Source organism: Burkholderia sp. BE17, from assembly GCF_009362305.1.
GTDB classification, from domain to species: Bacteria; Pseudomonadota; Gammaproteobacteria; order Burkholderiales; family Burkholderiaceae; genus Burkholderia; species Burkholderia pyrrocinia_C.
The window spans coordinates 16,437-32,169 of record NZ_WHNU01000038.1; the positions used below are offsets into that span (position 1 = coordinate 16,437).

14 protein-coding genes are annotated in these 15,733 nt (G+C 69.2%); 2 read left to right on the plus strand and 12 right to left on the minus strand.

Annotated elements, in window-relative coordinates:
• Positions 1–49: 49 nt before the first annotated feature.
• The 12 genes from GD429_RS28615 to GD429_RS28670 all read right to left on the minus strand — a co-directional run bounded on the left by GD429_RS28615 (position 50) and on the right by GD429_RS28670 (position 12,612).
• A complete protein-coding gene (locus GD429_RS28615; RefSeq protein ID WP_152862022.1) occupies positions 50–946 on the minus strand; it encodes a LysR substrate-binding domain-containing protein in 897 nt (298 codons plus the stop codon).
• Between the two features lie 78 nt (positions 947–1,024).
• Positions 1,025–1,750 carry an amino acid ABC transporter ATP-binding protein gene (locus tag GD429_RS28620; RefSeq protein ID WP_152862024.1) on the minus strand — a complete coding sequence of 242 codons (726 nt, stop codon included), beginning with the start codon at positions 1,748–1,750 and terminating at the stop codon, positions 1,025–1,027.
• Positions 1,751–1,790: 40 nt separating this feature from the next.
• Positions 1,791–2,447, minus strand: coding sequence for an amino acid ABC transporter permease (locus tag GD429_RS28625; protein ID WP_152862027.1), 657 nt, complete (start codon positions 2,445–2,447; stop codon positions 1,791–1,793).
• Positions 2,444–3,208: an amino acid ABC transporter permease gene (locus tag GD429_RS28630; protein ID WP_152862029.1), complete on the minus strand. Its 765-nt coding sequence runs from the start codon at positions 3,206–3,208 to the stop codon at positions 2,444–2,446. Before GD429_RS28630 ends, GD429_RS28625 begins: the two co-directional genes overlap by 4 nt.
• Positions 3,209–3,251: 43 nt before the next feature.
• Positions 3,252–4,073 (minus strand): transporter substrate-binding domain-containing protein, encoded by an 822-nt coding sequence (locus GD429_RS28635; RefSeq protein WP_152862031.1) that lies wholly within the window; start codon positions 4,071–4,073, stop codon positions 3,252–3,254.
• Between the two features lie 40 nt (positions 4,074–4,113).
• Entirely contained in the window at positions 4,114–5,187 is a 1,074-nt protein-coding gene (locus GD429_RS28640; RefSeq protein WP_152862033.1) for an ABC transporter ATP-binding protein, read from the minus strand.
• 35 nt (positions 5,188–5,222) lie between these two features.
• Entirely contained in the window at positions 5,223–6,065 is an 843-nt protein-coding gene (locus GD429_RS28645) for an ABC transporter permease (RefSeq protein ID WP_152862035.1), read from the minus strand.
• Positions 6,062–6,982 (minus strand): ABC transporter permease, encoded by a 921-nt coding sequence (locus tag GD429_RS28650; protein ID WP_152862037.1) that lies wholly within the window; start codon positions 6,980–6,982, stop codon positions 6,062–6,064. Before GD429_RS28650 ends, GD429_RS28645 begins: the two co-directional genes overlap by 4 nt.
• Positions 6,983–6,986: 4 nt before the next feature.
• Positions 6,987–8,084, minus strand: coding sequence for an ABC transporter substrate-binding protein (locus GD429_RS28655; RefSeq protein WP_152862039.1), 1,098 nt, complete (start codon positions 8,082–8,084; stop codon positions 6,987–6,989).
• A gap of 150 nt (positions 8,085–8,234) precedes the next feature.
• The gene (locus tag GD429_RS28660) at positions 8,235–9,707 is read right to left on the minus strand and encodes an aldehyde dehydrogenase family protein (RefSeq protein WP_152862041.1); all 1,473 of its coding nucleotides are present in this window, start codon (positions 9,705–9,707) and stop codon (positions 8,235–8,237) included.
• Positions 9,704–11,398 carry a 5-guanidino-2-oxopentanoate decarboxylase gene (locus tag GD429_RS28665; RefSeq protein WP_152862043.1) on the minus strand — a complete coding sequence of 565 codons (1,695 nt, stop codon included), beginning with the start codon at positions 11,396–11,398 and terminating at the stop codon, positions 9,704–9,706. The genes GD429_RS28660 and GD429_RS28665 overlap by 4 nt, the downstream gene beginning before the upstream one ends.
• 278 nt (positions 11,399–11,676) lie before the next feature.
• On the minus strand, positions 11,677–12,612 hold the full coding sequence (locus GD429_RS28670; protein ID WP_152862045.1) for a LysR family transcriptional regulator: 936 nt from the start codon (positions 12,610–12,612) through the stop codon (positions 11,677–11,679).
• A gap of 127 nt (positions 12,613–12,739) precedes the next feature.
• Between GD429_RS28670 and GD429_RS28675 the strand changes: the two genes are divergently transcribed.
• Together GD429_RS28675 and GD429_RS28680 are read left to right on the plus strand one after the other, a co-directional pair.
• Positions 12,740–13,414: a glutathione S-transferase family protein gene (locus tag GD429_RS28675; RefSeq protein WP_152862047.1), complete on the plus strand. Its 675-nt coding sequence runs from the start codon at positions 12,740–12,742 to the stop codon at positions 13,412–13,414.
• A gap of 35 nt (positions 13,415–13,449) precedes the next feature.
• Positions 13,450–15,681 (plus strand): pyridoxamine 5'-phosphate oxidase family protein, encoded by a 2,232-nt coding sequence (locus tag GD429_RS28680; RefSeq protein ID WP_152862049.1) that lies wholly within the window; start codon positions 13,450–13,452, stop codon positions 15,679–15,681.
• The last annotated feature ends 52 nt before the right edge of the window (positions 15,682–15,733 follow it).

A 15,733-nucleotide genomic window follows, 5' to 3' on the forward strand; every position in this document is an offset into this window, starting at 1 on the left:
GATCCGGATCCAGCCTGCCGCGCGTTTCGATCGTGTCGGCGCCGCCGGCTCAGGCCGGCGCGACGCTCGTCGCGCGCTCGCGTTCGTCCGCGATCCAGCCGCCGAACAGCCGGATCTTCTGCTGCTGTTCGACACCGTCCGGATACACGAAGTAGTAGCCCATACCCGTCGGCAGCGACACGTCGAACGGCATCACGAGCCGGTGTGCCGCCAGGCTTTCGTCGACGAGCGACCGGTCGCCGATCGCGATGCCGTAGCCGTCGATCGCCGCATGCGTCGCGAGGTCGAGCGTCTCGAAGCTCAGCCCGCGAGTCGAGTCGATGTGCGGTGCGCCGGCATGTGCGAGCCAGCGTTTCCAGTCCCGGTGGTCGCGAGTCGGATGCAGCAGCGTATGGCCGGCCAGGTCGTCGAGGGTGGCGAGCGGCTGCCGGTCCAGCAAGCCCGGCGCACACACGGGCGTGAGCCGCTCTTCGAACAGCGGGATCGCATGCATGTCGGGGCCGGCGCCCGAGGCGTAGATCACCGCGGCGTCGAACGGTTCCATGCGGAAATCGACATGGTGGCCCCAGGTCGTCGTGATCTGCACCTGGAGTTCCGGGTGTTCGGACTGGAATCGCATGATCCGCGGCAGCATCCACTGCATCATGCAGGTCGGCACCTTCAGCGCGAGTTCGGTGCGCCGGCGCGACAGGCGCATCGATACCTCTTCGATGCGCGCGAAGCTTTCGCGGACGGTCGGCAGCAGTAGTTCGCCTTCCGCCGTCAGCGTCAGGCCTTTCGGCGTGCGCTTGAACAGCGGGAACTGGTAGAACGCCTCCAGCGCGAGGATTTGCCGGCTTACCGCACCCTGCGTCAGGCACAGGTGCTCGGCGGCGCGCGTGAAGCTGCCGTGGTGCGCGACGATGTCGAAGATCTGCAGCGCGTTGAGGGAAGGAAGTCGTTTCATCAGAAAGGCCGGCGTGGAACGGGCGATCGGAAGGGCCGGGTGCGGCGCGTCGTGCGGCACGACGCGCCGCGGCATCGCTCAGTGCAGGATCTTCGCGAGGAAGTCCTTCGCGCGTTCCGACTTCGGATTCGAGAAGAAATCGTCCTTGCGGTCATCCTCGACGATCGCGCCCTTGTCCATGAAGATCACGCGATGCGCGACCTTCTTCGCGAAGCCCATCTCGTGCGTGACGACCATCATCGTCATCCCTTCCTGCGCGAGTTCGACCATCACGTCGAGCACTTCGTTGATCATCTCCGGATCGAGCGCGGACGTCGGTTCGTCGAACAGCATCGCGATCGGGTCCATCGACAGCGCGCGCGCGATCGCGACACGCTGCTGCTGGCCGCCCGACAGCTGGCCCGGAAACTTGTGCGCATGCGCCTTCAGGCCGACGCGATCGAGCAGCTTCATGCCCTTCTCGGCCGCTTCGTCCTTGCCGCGGCCGAGCACCTTGATCTGCGCGAGCGTCAGGTTCTCGGTGATCGACAGGTGCGGGAACAGCTCGAAATGCTGGAACACCATCCCGACCTTCGAGCGCAGCTTCGACAGGTTCGTCTTCCTGTCGCCGACCGACTGGCCGTTCACGAGGATCTCGCCCTGCTGGAACGGCTCGAGGCCGTTCACCGTCTTGATCAGCGTCGACTTGCCGGAGCCCGACGGGCCGCACACGACGACCACTTCGCCCTTCCTGACCTCGGTCGTGCAGTCGGTGAGAACCTGAAACTGGCCGTACCACTTCGAAACGTTGCTGATGGAAATCATGTCGGACCCTGAATCGTAATGAGGCGCGCGCGGCGCCGGTTCAGCGCGCTTTCGCGACGCGATAGCGTCGCTCGAGCGTGCGCGCGTACCACGTCAACGGGAAGCACATCGCGAAGTAGAGCAGCGCAACCATCGCGTAGATCGGAAACGGCTTGAACACCGCGTTGGTGATGATGTTGCCGGTCTTGGTGAGCTCGGTCAGCCCGATGATCGACGTGAGCGCGGTGCTCTTCACCGCCTGCACGAGAAAGCCGACGGTCGGCGGCAGGGCGATCTTCCACGCTTGCGGCCAGACCGCGTAGCGCAGCTGTTGCGTCCACGTCATGCCGAGACTCGCCGCGGCATGCCACTGGCCGCGCGGCACGGCGTCGACGCAGCCGCGCCAGATGTTGGCCAGATACGCGCTCGCGTTCAACGTCAGCACGACCGAGGCGGCGATCCACGGCGTCACGTCGATGCCGACGAGCGGCAGTCCGAAGAAACCGAGGAACAACTGCATCAGCAGCGGCGTGCCCTGAAACACCTCGACATACAGGCTCACGAAGCGGCGCAGCGCGGGCACCGGCGATACGCGCATCGCGAGCAGCACGAACCCGGCCAGGCCGCCGCCGGCGAACGTGATCAGCGACAGCAGAACGGTCCAGCGCGCGGCGAGCAGCAGGTTCCGCGCAATGTCCCACAGAGTGAATTCGATCATCGGGCACGCTCCGTCGGGAGGCGGGTTTCGGGGAGGCGGGCGCGCCGCATGATGCGGGCAACGCGCGCGAGTCTCGGTGCCGCGGCCGCACCGTACGGCGCGCGGCCCGTGAAGAGGCGGCGGCCGGCGCGATTGAGCAGCATGCGCAGCGCGATCGACAGCAGCAGGTAGATCGCGGTGACGACGATGTAGATCTCGAACGCCCGGAAGTTGCGCGACTGGATGAAGTTCGCCGCGTACGTCAGGTCGGGTACCGAGATCTGCGATACGACGGCCGAGCCCAGCATCACGATCAGCACTTGCCCGAGCAGCGCGGGATACACGTTCGCGAGCGCCTGCGGCAGCACGACGTGGCCGAACACCTGCCGGCCGCGCAAGCCCAGCGCCTGCGCGGCCTGGGCCTGTCCGTGCGGTACCGATTCGATGCCGGCGCGCAGGATCTCGACCGCATAGGCGCCGAGGTTGACCGTCATCGCCAGCACGGCCGCCTGCACTTCGTCGATATGCACGCCGATACCGGGCAGGCCGAAGAAGATGAAGAACAGCTGGACCAGGAACGGCGTGTTGCGGATCAATTCGACATAGGCTGCGACGAGCGCGCGCGCCCAGCGGGGGCCAGCGAGTGAGATCCACGCGCCGGCCGTGCCGATCAGGCCGCCGAGCACGGTCGAGGCCGCGGTAAGGCCAAGCGTCACGCCGATCCCGCGCGCGAGCATGCCGGCGTACAGGCCGAAATCGCTGAAATCGAACACGTAGGTCATCGCGGTGCCTCGGGTCGTGAATGCAGGGCGGGTACGGAGCGCATCACAGGTCGGCCGGAAGCGCCGCATGCAGCCACTTCTGCGACAGCGTGTTCAGCGTGCCGTTCTTCTTCGCGCTGGCGATCGCGTCGTTGACCTTCTGCATCAGGCGCGGCTCGTTCTTGTTCAGGCCGACGTGATCGGGAGAACTGAACAGCGAGAACTTCTGCTCCGGGTCGATCGAAGGATGGCGGGCGATGATCGTCGCACCGACGTCGTTGCCGACCACGAGCAGTTGCGCCTGTCCCGACAGGAAGGCGGCGATCGCGCCGTTCGGATCGTCGAAGCGCTTGATCGTCGCGCTCGGCGGCGCGACCTTGCTCACGCTCAGGTCCTCGAGCGTGCCGCGCGCGACCGCGACCGATTTGCCGGCGAGATCGGCGGTGCCCTTCACGGCGAGCGATTTCGGGCCGAATACCGCGAGATAGTACGGTGCATACGCGTTCGAGAAGTCGATCACCTTCGCGCGCTCGGGCGTCTGGCCGACCGACAGCAGCATGTCGGTCTTGCGATCGGCAAGGTACGCCATCCGGTTGTCGCCGGTGACCTGCACGAGCTCGACCTTCGCGTTGAGCGCCTTGCCGAGCAGGTTGGCCATGTCGATGTCATAGCCTTGCGGCTTCATGTCGGCGCCGATCGAGCCGAACGGCGGATAGTCCTCGAATACGCCGATGCGAACGACCCCGGATTTCGCGATCGTGTCGAGTGCGTCGGCATGCGCGAGCGGTGCGAAGGCGGCGAGCCCCGCGCCGGTGCACGCGCAGAGGAGGGCGGTACGGGCGAGCAGGCGCCGCACGAGACGGGTGGCTTGGGTCGATGCGTTCATGGTGAGATCCTTGTCGCTGCGGTGGTGAAAGGGAAGGGTGTCAGGCGCCGCGTGCGGCGATCAGCTTGCATGCGCGTGCCGGCAGTTCGGCGGATACCGGCATGCCGACGTGCAGGTCGGGCGTTTCGCGCGGCGTCGTTGCGGCCGTCAGCGTGAAGCCGCGACAATCGATCGTCGCTTCGATCGACGCGCCGACGTCGCGCACGAACGTGATCGTGCCGGCAAGCGTATTGGGCGTGGACGACGGCACCGCGCCCGGGCGAATGCAAACGTCCTCCGGACGGATCAGCAGGCGCACGGCGTCGGCCGCCGGCCGCGTGTCGGCCGCGCACCGGATCGTGAGCCGTTGTCCGCCCGGCAGGACAATCGCGTCGTCGCCGTCGCGGGCGACCGGCAGGATGTTGCCGAGGCCGATGAAATCGGCGACGAATTCGTTGACCGGATCGCGGTAGATATCGAGCGGCCGGCCAACCTGCTGAATCCGGCCTTTGTCCATCACGACGATTTCGTCGGCCATCGTCATCGCTTCGCGCTGGTCGTGCGTGACCATGATCGTCGTGATGCCGAGCCGCTGCTGGAGCAGCCGGATCTCGACCTGCATTGCCTCGCGCAGCTTCGCGTCGAGCGCGGAGAGCGGCTCGTCGAGCAGCAGCAGGCGCGGCGACGAAGCGATCGCGCGTGCAATCGCGACGCGCTGGCGCTGCCCGCCCGACAATTGCGTGACGAGCCGGTCGGCCATGTGCGGCAGCTGGATCAGCTCCAGCAGCTCGGCGACGCGCCGAGCCTGCGCGGCCCTGGCGGTCTTGCGCAGCCGCAGCGGATACGCGATGTTCTGCGCGACCGTCATGTGCGGGAACAGCGCGAGGGACTGGAACACCATGCCGAAATCGCGCCGGTTGGCGGGAACGTGCGTGAGTTCGCGGCCGGCGAACGAGATCGTGCCGGAGGTCGGCGTCTCGAGGCCGGCGATGATCCGCATCAGCGTCGTCTTGCCGCAACCCGACGGGCCGAGAAAGCAGACGAGCTTGCCGTCCGGCACGGACAGGTCGACGTGGTCGACGGCATACGCGTGGTGGAAGCGCTTCGTGACGTGCTGGAGGATGAGCTGGGACATGAGGTCTCCTTGAACGGGCGAGGACGGCGCGCGGATCAGAGCGCAACGCCCTTGTCGCCGACGAGTTTTTCGAGCATCCAGATCAGCGCGAAGTCGATCGCGACGGTGAACACCGCGAAACAGAACACGGTCGGGTCGAGCGACGACACGGTGCGGCTGTAGAGCCAGACCGGCAGCGTCATCGTGTCGACGCTGTACAGAAAGAACGTCACCGTGAATTCGTTGAACGACACGATGAACGCGAACAGCATGCCGGCGAGGATGCCCGGCCGCATCAGCGGCAGCACGACGTCGACGAGCGCGCGGCGCGGGCTCGCGCCCATCAGGCACGCGGCTTCCTCGAATTCCGGGCCGATCGACGCGACCGATGCCGCGCAGTTCTTCACGGTGAACGGCAGCGTCAGGATCACGTGCGCGACCACGAGCCGAACGAGTCCGAGTTCGGCCGGCAACGCGTTGAACACGAGCAGCAGCGCGAGACCGAGCATCACGAGCGGATAGACGATCGGCAGCGCGACCAGCTGTTCGACGAGCGCCTTGCCGCGAAAGCGATAGCGCGACAGCGCGTAGGCCGCGGGCACCGAGACGGCGGTCGCGATCAGCATCGTCGCGATCGCGACGACGAGACTCGTCGTCAGCGCGGCGCCCATCGATTGCGCGCTGCCCGCGTCGGCCGACACGAAGGTCTGCCATGCGGCGCGGTACCAGTGCAGGCTGAACTGGCGCGGCGGGAATTCGAGCGTGCCCGACGAGCCGAACGACATCGCGATCATCGTCACGATCGGCAGCGCGGCGAGGCACAGCACGAGCGTCGCGAGCGCACCGGTCGCACGTCCGAGGCGGCCGGGCAGCGGCGTGCGCAGCAGGAAGGCATTCATCGGGCGACCTCGTCGTGACGTTGCAAGGCGCGCGCGAGGCGCTGGGAAACCGCCATCGCGACGAGCGTCGCACCCATCAGCACGACGCCGGAAGCGGCGGCGGCAGGCCAGTTGAGCAGGGGCGCGACCTGGTCGTGCACGAGCACCGCGAGCATCGGCACGCGCCGGCCGCCCAACAGCAGCGGCACCGCGAACGCGCTCGCGTTGTACGCGAACACGAGCAGCGCGCCTGATACAAGGCCCGGCATCGCGAGCGGCAGCGTCACGTGGCGCAGCGTCTGCCAGCGGGTCGCGCCGAGGGTCGCCGCCGCTTCGTCGTACGCGCGGGACACCGCGCGCAGCGCGCTCGACAGCGGCAGCACGGCGAGCGGGAACGCCGTCTGGATCAGCCCGAGCAGCACACCGTGCTCGCGGTACAGCAGTTGCAGCGGCCGTTCGATCAGGCCGGTCGCCAGCAACGCGCGGTTGAGCAGGCCCGCCGGTCCGAGCATGACGAGCCAGCCGTAGCCCTGCAGCAGCAGATTCACGAGCAGCGGCAGCAACACGCCGGCGAGCATCAGCCGGCGCGCGAGCCGCGATTCGGCGCGCGCCATCGCCAGCGCGACCGGGATCGCGAGCAGCATCGCGCACACCATGCTCTGGAACGCGAGGCGCAGCGTGAGCCACAGCGAGTGCGTGAAGTACGGATCGGCGAGATCGGCGTAGTTCTGCAGCGTGAACGTGCGCCATTCGTCGCCCGGCGTGCCGACGCTCATCCGCAGCACGGTGAGCGTCGCGGCCGCGAGCACCGCGAGGAAGGCGAGGATCGGCGCCAGCAGCAGCCACGGCGGCACGCCGGGCAGCGGGCTTGCGGCGACGGAACCGGCGTGGCCGGCGGCGGCCGGCCCCGCGTCACGGGAGGTAGACAGCGAAGTCATGTCGTTACGCCGCGAAGAGGCTCGTATAACGCTTGATCCACGCAGGCTGGACGACCGCCAGCGCCTTGTCGTCGTGCAGGACGGCCTTCTCCGCGATTTGCCGCGGCGACGGCACGAACGCGCGGCTTTCCGCCGGGATCACGGCCTTCGAATTCACCGGCCCGTTCAGCACGTCGGCCGCCATCCGGCCCTGCACACCCGCATCGAGCGAGTGGTTGATGAACGCGTGGATCAGGTCGAGGTCGCCCGGGTGCGCCTTCGGGATCACCGTGAACATCAGCTGTGTCGCGAAGCCTTCCTTCATCCCGTACGTGACGCCCATCCTGTATTCGGGCTTGCGGATCTGGTCCGGGAAGAACGCGGGCGAATAGATGCCGCCGATGTCGAGCGAGCCGGTGCGGAACAGATCGGCGACCTGGTTCGGGTTTTCGCCGAGCGTCATCACGCGGTCCTTGAGCTCCGCGAGCTTGCGGAAGCCCGGCTCGATGTTCTGCTGGGAACCGCCGGCCAGCTTCGCGGCGACGATCGCGAGATCGACTGCCTCGGCCCATTCCGGCGGCGGCAGGAACAGGCGCCCTGCGTATTTCGGATCCCAAAGCGCTTCGTAGCTCGACGGTGCGCTCTTCACGGTCGACGTGTTGTAGATCAGCCCGTCCGACCACAGCAGGTAGCCGATGCCGAAGCCATTCGCGCCCGTGCGGTACGGCGGCGCGACGTCCTTCAGGTTCGGCAGCCGGTTCAGGTCCGGCTTCGCGAGCAGGCCGGCGTCGGCGAGGCCGGCCGCGCCGACGCCGGCCAGCGTGATCACGTCGTAGGTCGGCCGCTCGCCGGCGGCCTTGACCTTGGCGACCATGCCCGAGGTGCCGTCCGCGCGGTCGGCGATCACACGGGCGCCGGTTTGCTTGCTGAAGGTTTCCGCGATGTTGCGCAGCGCGGCCGCACCGGTATCGTCAGACCACGTGAGCAGGCGCAGCGTCTTGCCCGCGAAGCTTCCCGACTGCGCCTTCGCAGTACTGATGAACGGCATCGGAAGGGCGGATGCGGCGAGTGCCGTGCCGAGGGTTTTGATCACCTGCCTTCTGCCCGCCTTGAAGTGTTGCATGGCCGTCTCCTGATGAACGATGCCGTGTGGTTCGATGCCGGTCGCCGAACGGCGGCGCGGGGTGTGGATGAACTGTAGGGAGGTCAAATTTCCGCAACAAACGAAATATCCGCATGCGCGGCATGACATAAACGCATGGGCCGGCCGGTCTCAGCGGGCCGGCATCATGACCTGCTTGATCTCCTGGAATGCGGCCAGCCCGAACGGGCCGAGCTCGCGTCCGACGCTGCTGCGCTTGTAGCCGCCCCATGAGGTTTGCGGATAGATCAGTTGCGGCGTATTGATCCAGACGACGCCTGCCTCGAGCGCGTCTGCGACCCGCTTGCCGCGTGCGGCGTCGCGCGTGACGACGGTCGCGACGAGCCCGTACTCGGTATCGTTGGCGGCCGCGATCGCGTCGTCCTCGGTGTCGAACGCGCGCACGCACAGCACCGGGCCGAAGATTTCCTCGCGCCATAACGCGCTGTCGGCCGGCACGTCGGCGAACAGCGCGGGCCGGATGAAGTAGCCGGGGCCCGCGAGCACGTCGCCGCCCGTCACGAGCCGCGCGCCGTCGGCCTTGCCTTGTGCGATGTGACGCTTCACGCGTTCGTATTGCGCGCGGTTCGTCAGCGGCCCCATCTGCACGCCGGCGGTGAACGGCGGGCCGACCACGGTCGCGTCGATCCGCCGCGCGAGGCGCGCGATCAGGTCGTCGGCGAGCGGCGCGGCGACGAGCACACGTGAGGTCGCCGAACACATCTGCCCGGCGTTGAACAGGCCGCCGCCCGCGATCAGCTCGACCGCGTGGTCGGGGTCGGCGTCGTCGAACACGACGATCGACGACTTGCCGCCGAGTTCGAGGCCGACACCCTTGATCGTGTCCGCCGCCGTCTTCATGACCTGCGCGCCGACCGCCGTGCTGCCGGTAAACGACACCTTCGCGACGAGCGGATGCGCGCACAGCCGGGCGCCGACGTCGTGGCCGGTACCCGTCACGACGTTCAGCACGCCGGGCGGCAGGCCCGCTTCGGCGGCGATCGCGGCGAGTTCGAGTTCGGGCAGCGGCGTGATCTCGGACGGCTTCAGCACGACGGTGCAGCCGGCCGCGAGCGCGGGCGCGAGCTTCCACGCCGTCGTCACCATCGGAAAATTCCACGGCACGATCAGTGCGGCGACGCCGGCCGGCTCGCGCCGGATCCATGCGCGGTGGTCGTCGCCGGGCAGCGCGACCTCGGTTTCGCCGTCCGTGTCGAGGCGTTCCGCGAGGCCCGCGTAGTAGTCGAACGTGGCGATCACGTCGGCGACGTCGATCTCGGCTTCGGCGAACGGCTTGCCGTTGTTGAGCGATTGCAGTGTCGCGAGCCGCGTGCGGCGTGCGTCGACGCCGCGCGCGATCGCGCGGAGCAGGGCCGCGCGCGCGGCGCCCGTCGTGCGTTTCCAGCCCGGAAACGCGCGGGCCGCAGCCCGGACGGCGCGCTCGACGTCCGCGTCGCCGCCGGCATCCACATGCACGATGACCGCTTCCGTCGACGGATCGACGACGGGCAGCGTGGCGCCGTCGATGCCGGGGCCCCACGCGCCGTCGATGAAGAGCCCGGTATGCAGCGGCGGATCGAAGCGAAGCTCGGCAGCCCGGCTCATCGCTGCACCTGGTCGAACCATGTCGCTTCGTCGATCTCGATCACGGTCGGAATCGCGCGCGCCTCGGCGTCGCGCAACGCGGCGGCGAGCGCGTCGGGCGTCGCGGCCGCGTGCGCCGCGCAGCCGAAACCGCGCGCGAGCGCCAGGAAATCGGGCGTGTACGGATCGACGCCGATCGGCGTGATGTCGCGCGCGACCATGTATTTGCGGATCTCGCCGTAGCCGCGGTTGTTCCAGACGATCACGATCACCGGCAGGCGGGCCTCGACCGCGCTCGCGAGCTCCGGCAGCGTGAACTGCAGGCCGCCATCGCCGATCAGGCAGACGACCGGGCGCGCGGGCGCGGCGAGCTTTGCGCCGATCGCCGCGGGCAGCCCGTAGCCGAGCGTGCCGTAGCCGGTCGACGAGTTGAACCAGCTGCGCGGCGCCGGCGCGTCGTGGGTGAAGTTGCCGACGTAGACGGGGCTCGTCGAATCGCCCGCGACGATCGCGCCGGGCAGCGCCGAGACGATCGTGTCGATCAGCAGTGCTTGCGCGCGCGCGGGGCCGTCGTGGCCGGCCGCGATCGCGGCGCGCACGGCGGCCACGCGCAGCGCGCCCCAACCGGCCGCGGGTGTCGGCGCCGGCTTCTCGTGCAGGCGGGTCGACAGCGCGCCGAGCGCCAGCCGCGAATCGCCGGCGATGGCGATCTCCGCACGGGCATTGCGCATCAGCTGTTGCGCATCGATGTCGATGCGGATCAGCCGGCCGTCGATCGCGAAACCGCCATCGAACGTCACGTCGTAATCGGTTTCGCCGAGTTCGGTGCCGACGGCGAGCACCACGTCGGCGTCGCGGATCGCCGCGCGGGTGGCCGGCAGCGACTGCGTGGAGCCGATCAGCAACGGATGTCCGGCCGGCAGCAGGCCCTTCGCGTTGATCGTCAGCGCGACCGGCGCGTGCAGGCGTTCGGCGAGTTCGCGCAGTTCGGCCGCCGCGTGGACGGCGCCGCCGCCTGCCAGGATCAGCGGCCGGCGCGCGTGCGCGAGCAGGTCCGCGGCCGCTGCGAGCGCATTTGCGTCGGGCGCGGGTTTCGCGGGCAGCGCAACCGGGGCGTCGGGCATCGCGCCGGCCGGCATGACGATCACGTCGAGCGGAATCTCGATATGCACGGGCCGCGGCCGTGCGCTTTCGAAGATCACGAATGCGCGCGCGAGGACCTGCGGCAGGTCGGCCGCGTCGAGCAGCGTGTGCGAGAACGCGGTGAGCCCCGCGAACACATCGCGCTGCGACGGCAGCTCGTGCAGGCGGCCGTCGCCGCTGCCGAGCTCGCGCCGCGCGTTGACGCTCGAGATCACCAGCATCGGGATCGAATCCGCGTAGGCCTGTGCCATCGCGGTCGCGATATTGGTCATCCCCGGCCCGGTGATGATGAAGCAGACGCCCGGCCGGCCCGTGACGCGTGCATAGCCGTCGGCCATGAAGCCGGCTCCCTGTTCGTGGCGCGGCGTCACATGGCGGATCGACGATGCGGCGAGACCGCGATAGAGCTCGACGGTATGCACGCCGGGAATGCCGAACACGCATTCGACGCCATACCGTTCGAGCAGGTCGACGAGCGCTTCGCCGCAGGTGCGGGGGCGGCCATGGAACGGTGCCGGCGCGGCCGTGCGGGCCTCGGCGATGCAGGAGAGGGAAGCGGGGTGGTTCATGGATCGTGATGTGCCGATTGGGAGGGGAGTGGCCCGTACCGCAAACGAGGGGGCATGAAGCGGATTGTCGGCGTCGATCCGGGTCGCCAACAATCGATTAGTTCTCATGCGGCGCATGAGCGACGTGCATGGCGACGCCCGCTCGTGGGGTGTCGCGTTTCGTCGGTGGAATGCATGGGCCGGCAACGGCGATTCGGTCGCCGCTCAGGACACGATGCGAACGCCGGTGCGGCCGGCGACCGGCGAAGCGCGGCAGCCGCAACGGATTCCAGCTTGCGTCAATGCTCGCGCTTCCCCTTTCGTGCCGGCCGCGTGTCTCCGATCCTCCCCTTCATCGCATCGATGAACGCCCGCACCTTCGACGAAGGCAACCGCGTCGACGGATACACCGCATGGATCCCGGCCGGCGCCGAGCGCCATGCGGGCAGCAGCCGCACGAGCCGGCCGTTCGCGATGTCGTCGGCGGTCGAGAAATCCGTCAGCAAGCCGAATGCGCCGCCGGCCAGCACGATCGCGCGGCACGCGGTCGCGGTGTTCGACACGAAACGCGGCACGCAGCGCACCGATGCCTTGCCGCCGCGCGCGCTTTCAAGCTCGAGCGTCTGCGGGCGCGCCAGCGTCGACAGCATCACGAACGGCAGCGCGGCGAGCGCGTCCGTATCGCGCGGCAGCCCGTAGCGCGCGACGAACGCGGGGCTCGCGACCAGCCATTTCTCGTACGTGCCGAGCTGCACCGCGCGATAGTTCGAATCGGCGAGGCGGCCGATGCGGATCGCGACGTCGAGGTTGTCCGCGACGAGATCGACGACGCGGTCGTTCGCGACGAGTTCGATGTCGAGCCCCGGATGCAAGTCGCGCAGCGCGACGACGGCCGGTGCGACGACCTGTGCGCCGTAGTCGATCGGCACGCTCACGCGCAGCGTGCCGCGCAGCGGCCCCGCGTCGGACGACACCGCATCGAGCGCGGTTTCGGTGGCGCGCACGATGGCGCGGCACGCGTCGTAGAAGGTACGCCCCGCGTCGGTCACGCTCAGCCGCCGAGTCGTGCGCACCAGCAGGTTCGCGCCGACCTCGGATTCGAGGCGCTGCATGTGCGTGCTGACGACCGTCTTCGCGAGGCCGAGCCGCTCGGCCGCGGCCGTCAGCGAGCCGGCATCGACCACCGCGACGAAGATCGCCAGCCGGTTCAGGTTCACGTCGCGCAGATCGGCCATCGTCGATTGTCCTATGGGAGCGGATAATGTTTCAGCGATTATCCGTCTTCTGGCCACGAGCCGCGAGCGCTACTGTGGGGTTGTTCGTCGCCGACCCCCGGTGACGCGAGATTCCGGAGTGTTTTTCATGTCCGTCGCCAGCAAGCACGCTGCCGTTGAGCCCGTCGCCGGTGTGCCCGTCGCCCCGATTCGCGTCTATTCGTTCCTGCTTTCCGGGCACGCGCATCGCGTCCGGTTGTTCCTGTCGCTGCTCGGCTTGCCGGCCGAGATCGTCGAAGTCGACCTCGCGGCGGGCGCGCAGCGCGAACCGGCGTTCCTCGCGCTCAATCCGCTCGGGCAGGTGCCGGTGATCGACGACGGCGGCACCGTGCTCGCCGATTCGAACGCGATCCTCGTATATCTCGCGAAACGCTACGGCGACGCGCACTGGCTGCCGGACGACCCGGCCGGCGCGGCGGTCGTGCAGCGCTGGCTGTCATACGCGGCCGGGCCGATCGCGACGGGGCCTGCCGCCGCACGGCTCGTGACCGTGTTCGGCGCGCCGCTCGACCAGGAGGCCGCCAAGCGCACGGCCGCGAAGCTGCTCGCCGTGATCGACCGCGAACTGGCCGGCAAGCCGTTTGCGGCCGGCGCGCAGCCGACGATCGCGGACATCGCCGCGTACACGTACATCGCGCACGCGCCGGAAGGCGGCGTGTCGCTCGAACCGTATCCGCACGTGCGCGCATGGCTGGCACGTGTCGAGGCGCTGCCGGGTTTCGTCGGCATGCCGACGACGCGCGCGGGCCTGCTCGCCGCATAACGTCAACCGAAGCCGCGCCTGTTCAGGAGAACGTGATGAATGCTCCGGCCGCCGCCGTACCGGGCTGGGAACTCGATGCCGCGCCGTTTCACTCGGGCGAGCTCGCCGTGCAGCAGCGCGCGGGCGTGACGGAGGCCGCGGGTGCGGCCGGCCGGCGCGGAATCCGGCGCTTCATGCCGGACCAGCACCGGACGTTTTTCGCGCAACTGCCGTTCTTCGTGCTCGGCGGCGTCGATGCGCACGGCCAGCCGTGGGCGACGCTGCGCGCCGGCGCGCCGGGGTTCGTCACGTCGCCGGATGCGCGCACGCTGCGCATCGCGGCGCCCGCGCTGCCGGGCGATCCGCTGGCCGGTGCGTGGCGGCCGGGCGCGCCGCTCGGCGGGCTCGGGATCGAATTCGATACGCGCCGGCGCAATCGCGTCAACGGCGTCGTGCGCGCGGTCGACGGCGATGCGCTGACGATCGCGGTCGAGCAGAGCTTCGGCAACTGTGCGAAGTACATCCAGGGCCGCACGCCGACGTTGGTTGCGCGTGACGGCGATACGCATGTCGAGCCCGACGTGTCGGACCGGCTGAACGATGCGGATCGCGCGCTGCTCGCGCAGGCCGATACGTTCTTCGTCGCGAGCGCGAACACGTCGGCGGACGCGGGCGCCGCGCGCGGCGCGGACGTATCGCATCGCGGCGGGATGCCGGGCTTCGTGCGCGTCGACGATGCGCACACGCTGACGACGCCGGATTTCAGCGGCAACCGCTTCTTCAACACGCTTGGGAACCTGCTGCACGATCCGCGCGCGGGGCTGCTGTTCGTCGATTTCGACAGCGGCGACCTGTTGTATGTCGCCGCGCGCGCGGAGATCGTGTGGGATGGGCCGCTCGTCGCGTCGTTCGACGGCGCGCAGCGTGTCGTGCGGTTCCATGTGCGGGAGGTGCGGCGCATGCGCGCGGTGCTGCCGTTCCGGTGGTCGGCGGTCGAGCGCGCGCCGCAGTTCGCGGCGATGACGGCGGCCGTTGGCGCAGCGGCGACGACGCCGGTTGCATCGGTGCCGTCTGCATCGGCAACCGGATCGGCAAGTGCATCGGCAACCGGATTGGCAAGTGCATCGGCAAGTGCATCGGCAACCGCATCGGCAAGCACATGGCGATCGCTGCGCATCGCGAAGATCGTCGACGAAGCGCGCGCGATCCGCTCGTTCCATTTCGAACCGGTGGACGGCGGCGCGTTGCCCGCATACGAAGCCGGGCATCATCTGACGCTGCGTGTTGCGCTGCCGGGCAGCGATGCGCCGTCGATACGCAGCTACACGCTTTCCGACGCGCCGGGCGACGCGCATTACCGGATCACGGTGAAGCGCGAAGGGCGTGTGTCGACATGGCTGCACGATCACGCGCAGGCGGGCACGACGCTCGACGCGCAGATGCCGCGCGGCCGATTCACGTTCGATCTCGCGAGCCCGCGACCGGCCGTGCTCGTGTCGGCGGGTATCGGCATCACGCCGATGATTGCGATGCTGCGCCGCACGCTGGCCGACGCCGCGCCGTCGCGCCGCGTGGTGTTCGTGCATGGCGCGCGCGAAGCGGCCGACCGGCCGTTCGCGGCGGAACTGGCGCGCATCGCGGCCGCCGATGCTCGACTGTCGCTGCACTGGTTCGACAGCCGTCCGCACGAAGGCACGGCCGCGCGGGCCGGCCGCGTCGACATCGCGCAACTGAAGCGGCTGCTGCCGTTCGACGACTACGACTTCTACCTGTGCGGCCCGTCGGCGTTCATGCGCGACCTGTACGACGGGCTGCGCGCGCTGAACGTGCCGGACGAACGCATCCGTTTCGAGGCGTTCGGGCCGTCGAGCGTGGCGCGCAGCGTGACCCGGACGGCAGGCACGGCAGGCACGGTAGGTACGGCAGGCGCGGCAGGCGCGGCAGGCACGGCAGGCGCGGCAGGCCCGGCAGGCGCGGCAGGCCCGGCAGGCCCGGCAGGCCCGGCAGGCGCGCCGGCGGCGAGCGTGCCCGTCGTGTTCCGGCGCACCGGGCGTGAAGCCGCATGGACGCCCGCCGACGGCACGCTGCTCGACTTCGCGGAAGGGCAGCACGTCGCCGTGCCGTCCGAATGTCGCTCCGGATCGTGCGGCACATGCGCGACGCGCGTGCTGTCCGGTGCGGTCGACTACGAGCAAGCGCCCGATGCGGCGGTCGAACCCGGCTGCGCGCTGCTGTGCGTCGCGCGGCCCGCGCAAGGCGCCACGGAGCCGCTCGTGCTCGACCGCTGACGCGCCTGCGACATGCGGCCGCAGACGGCCTGCTGCGCGAAAAGCGCGCGCA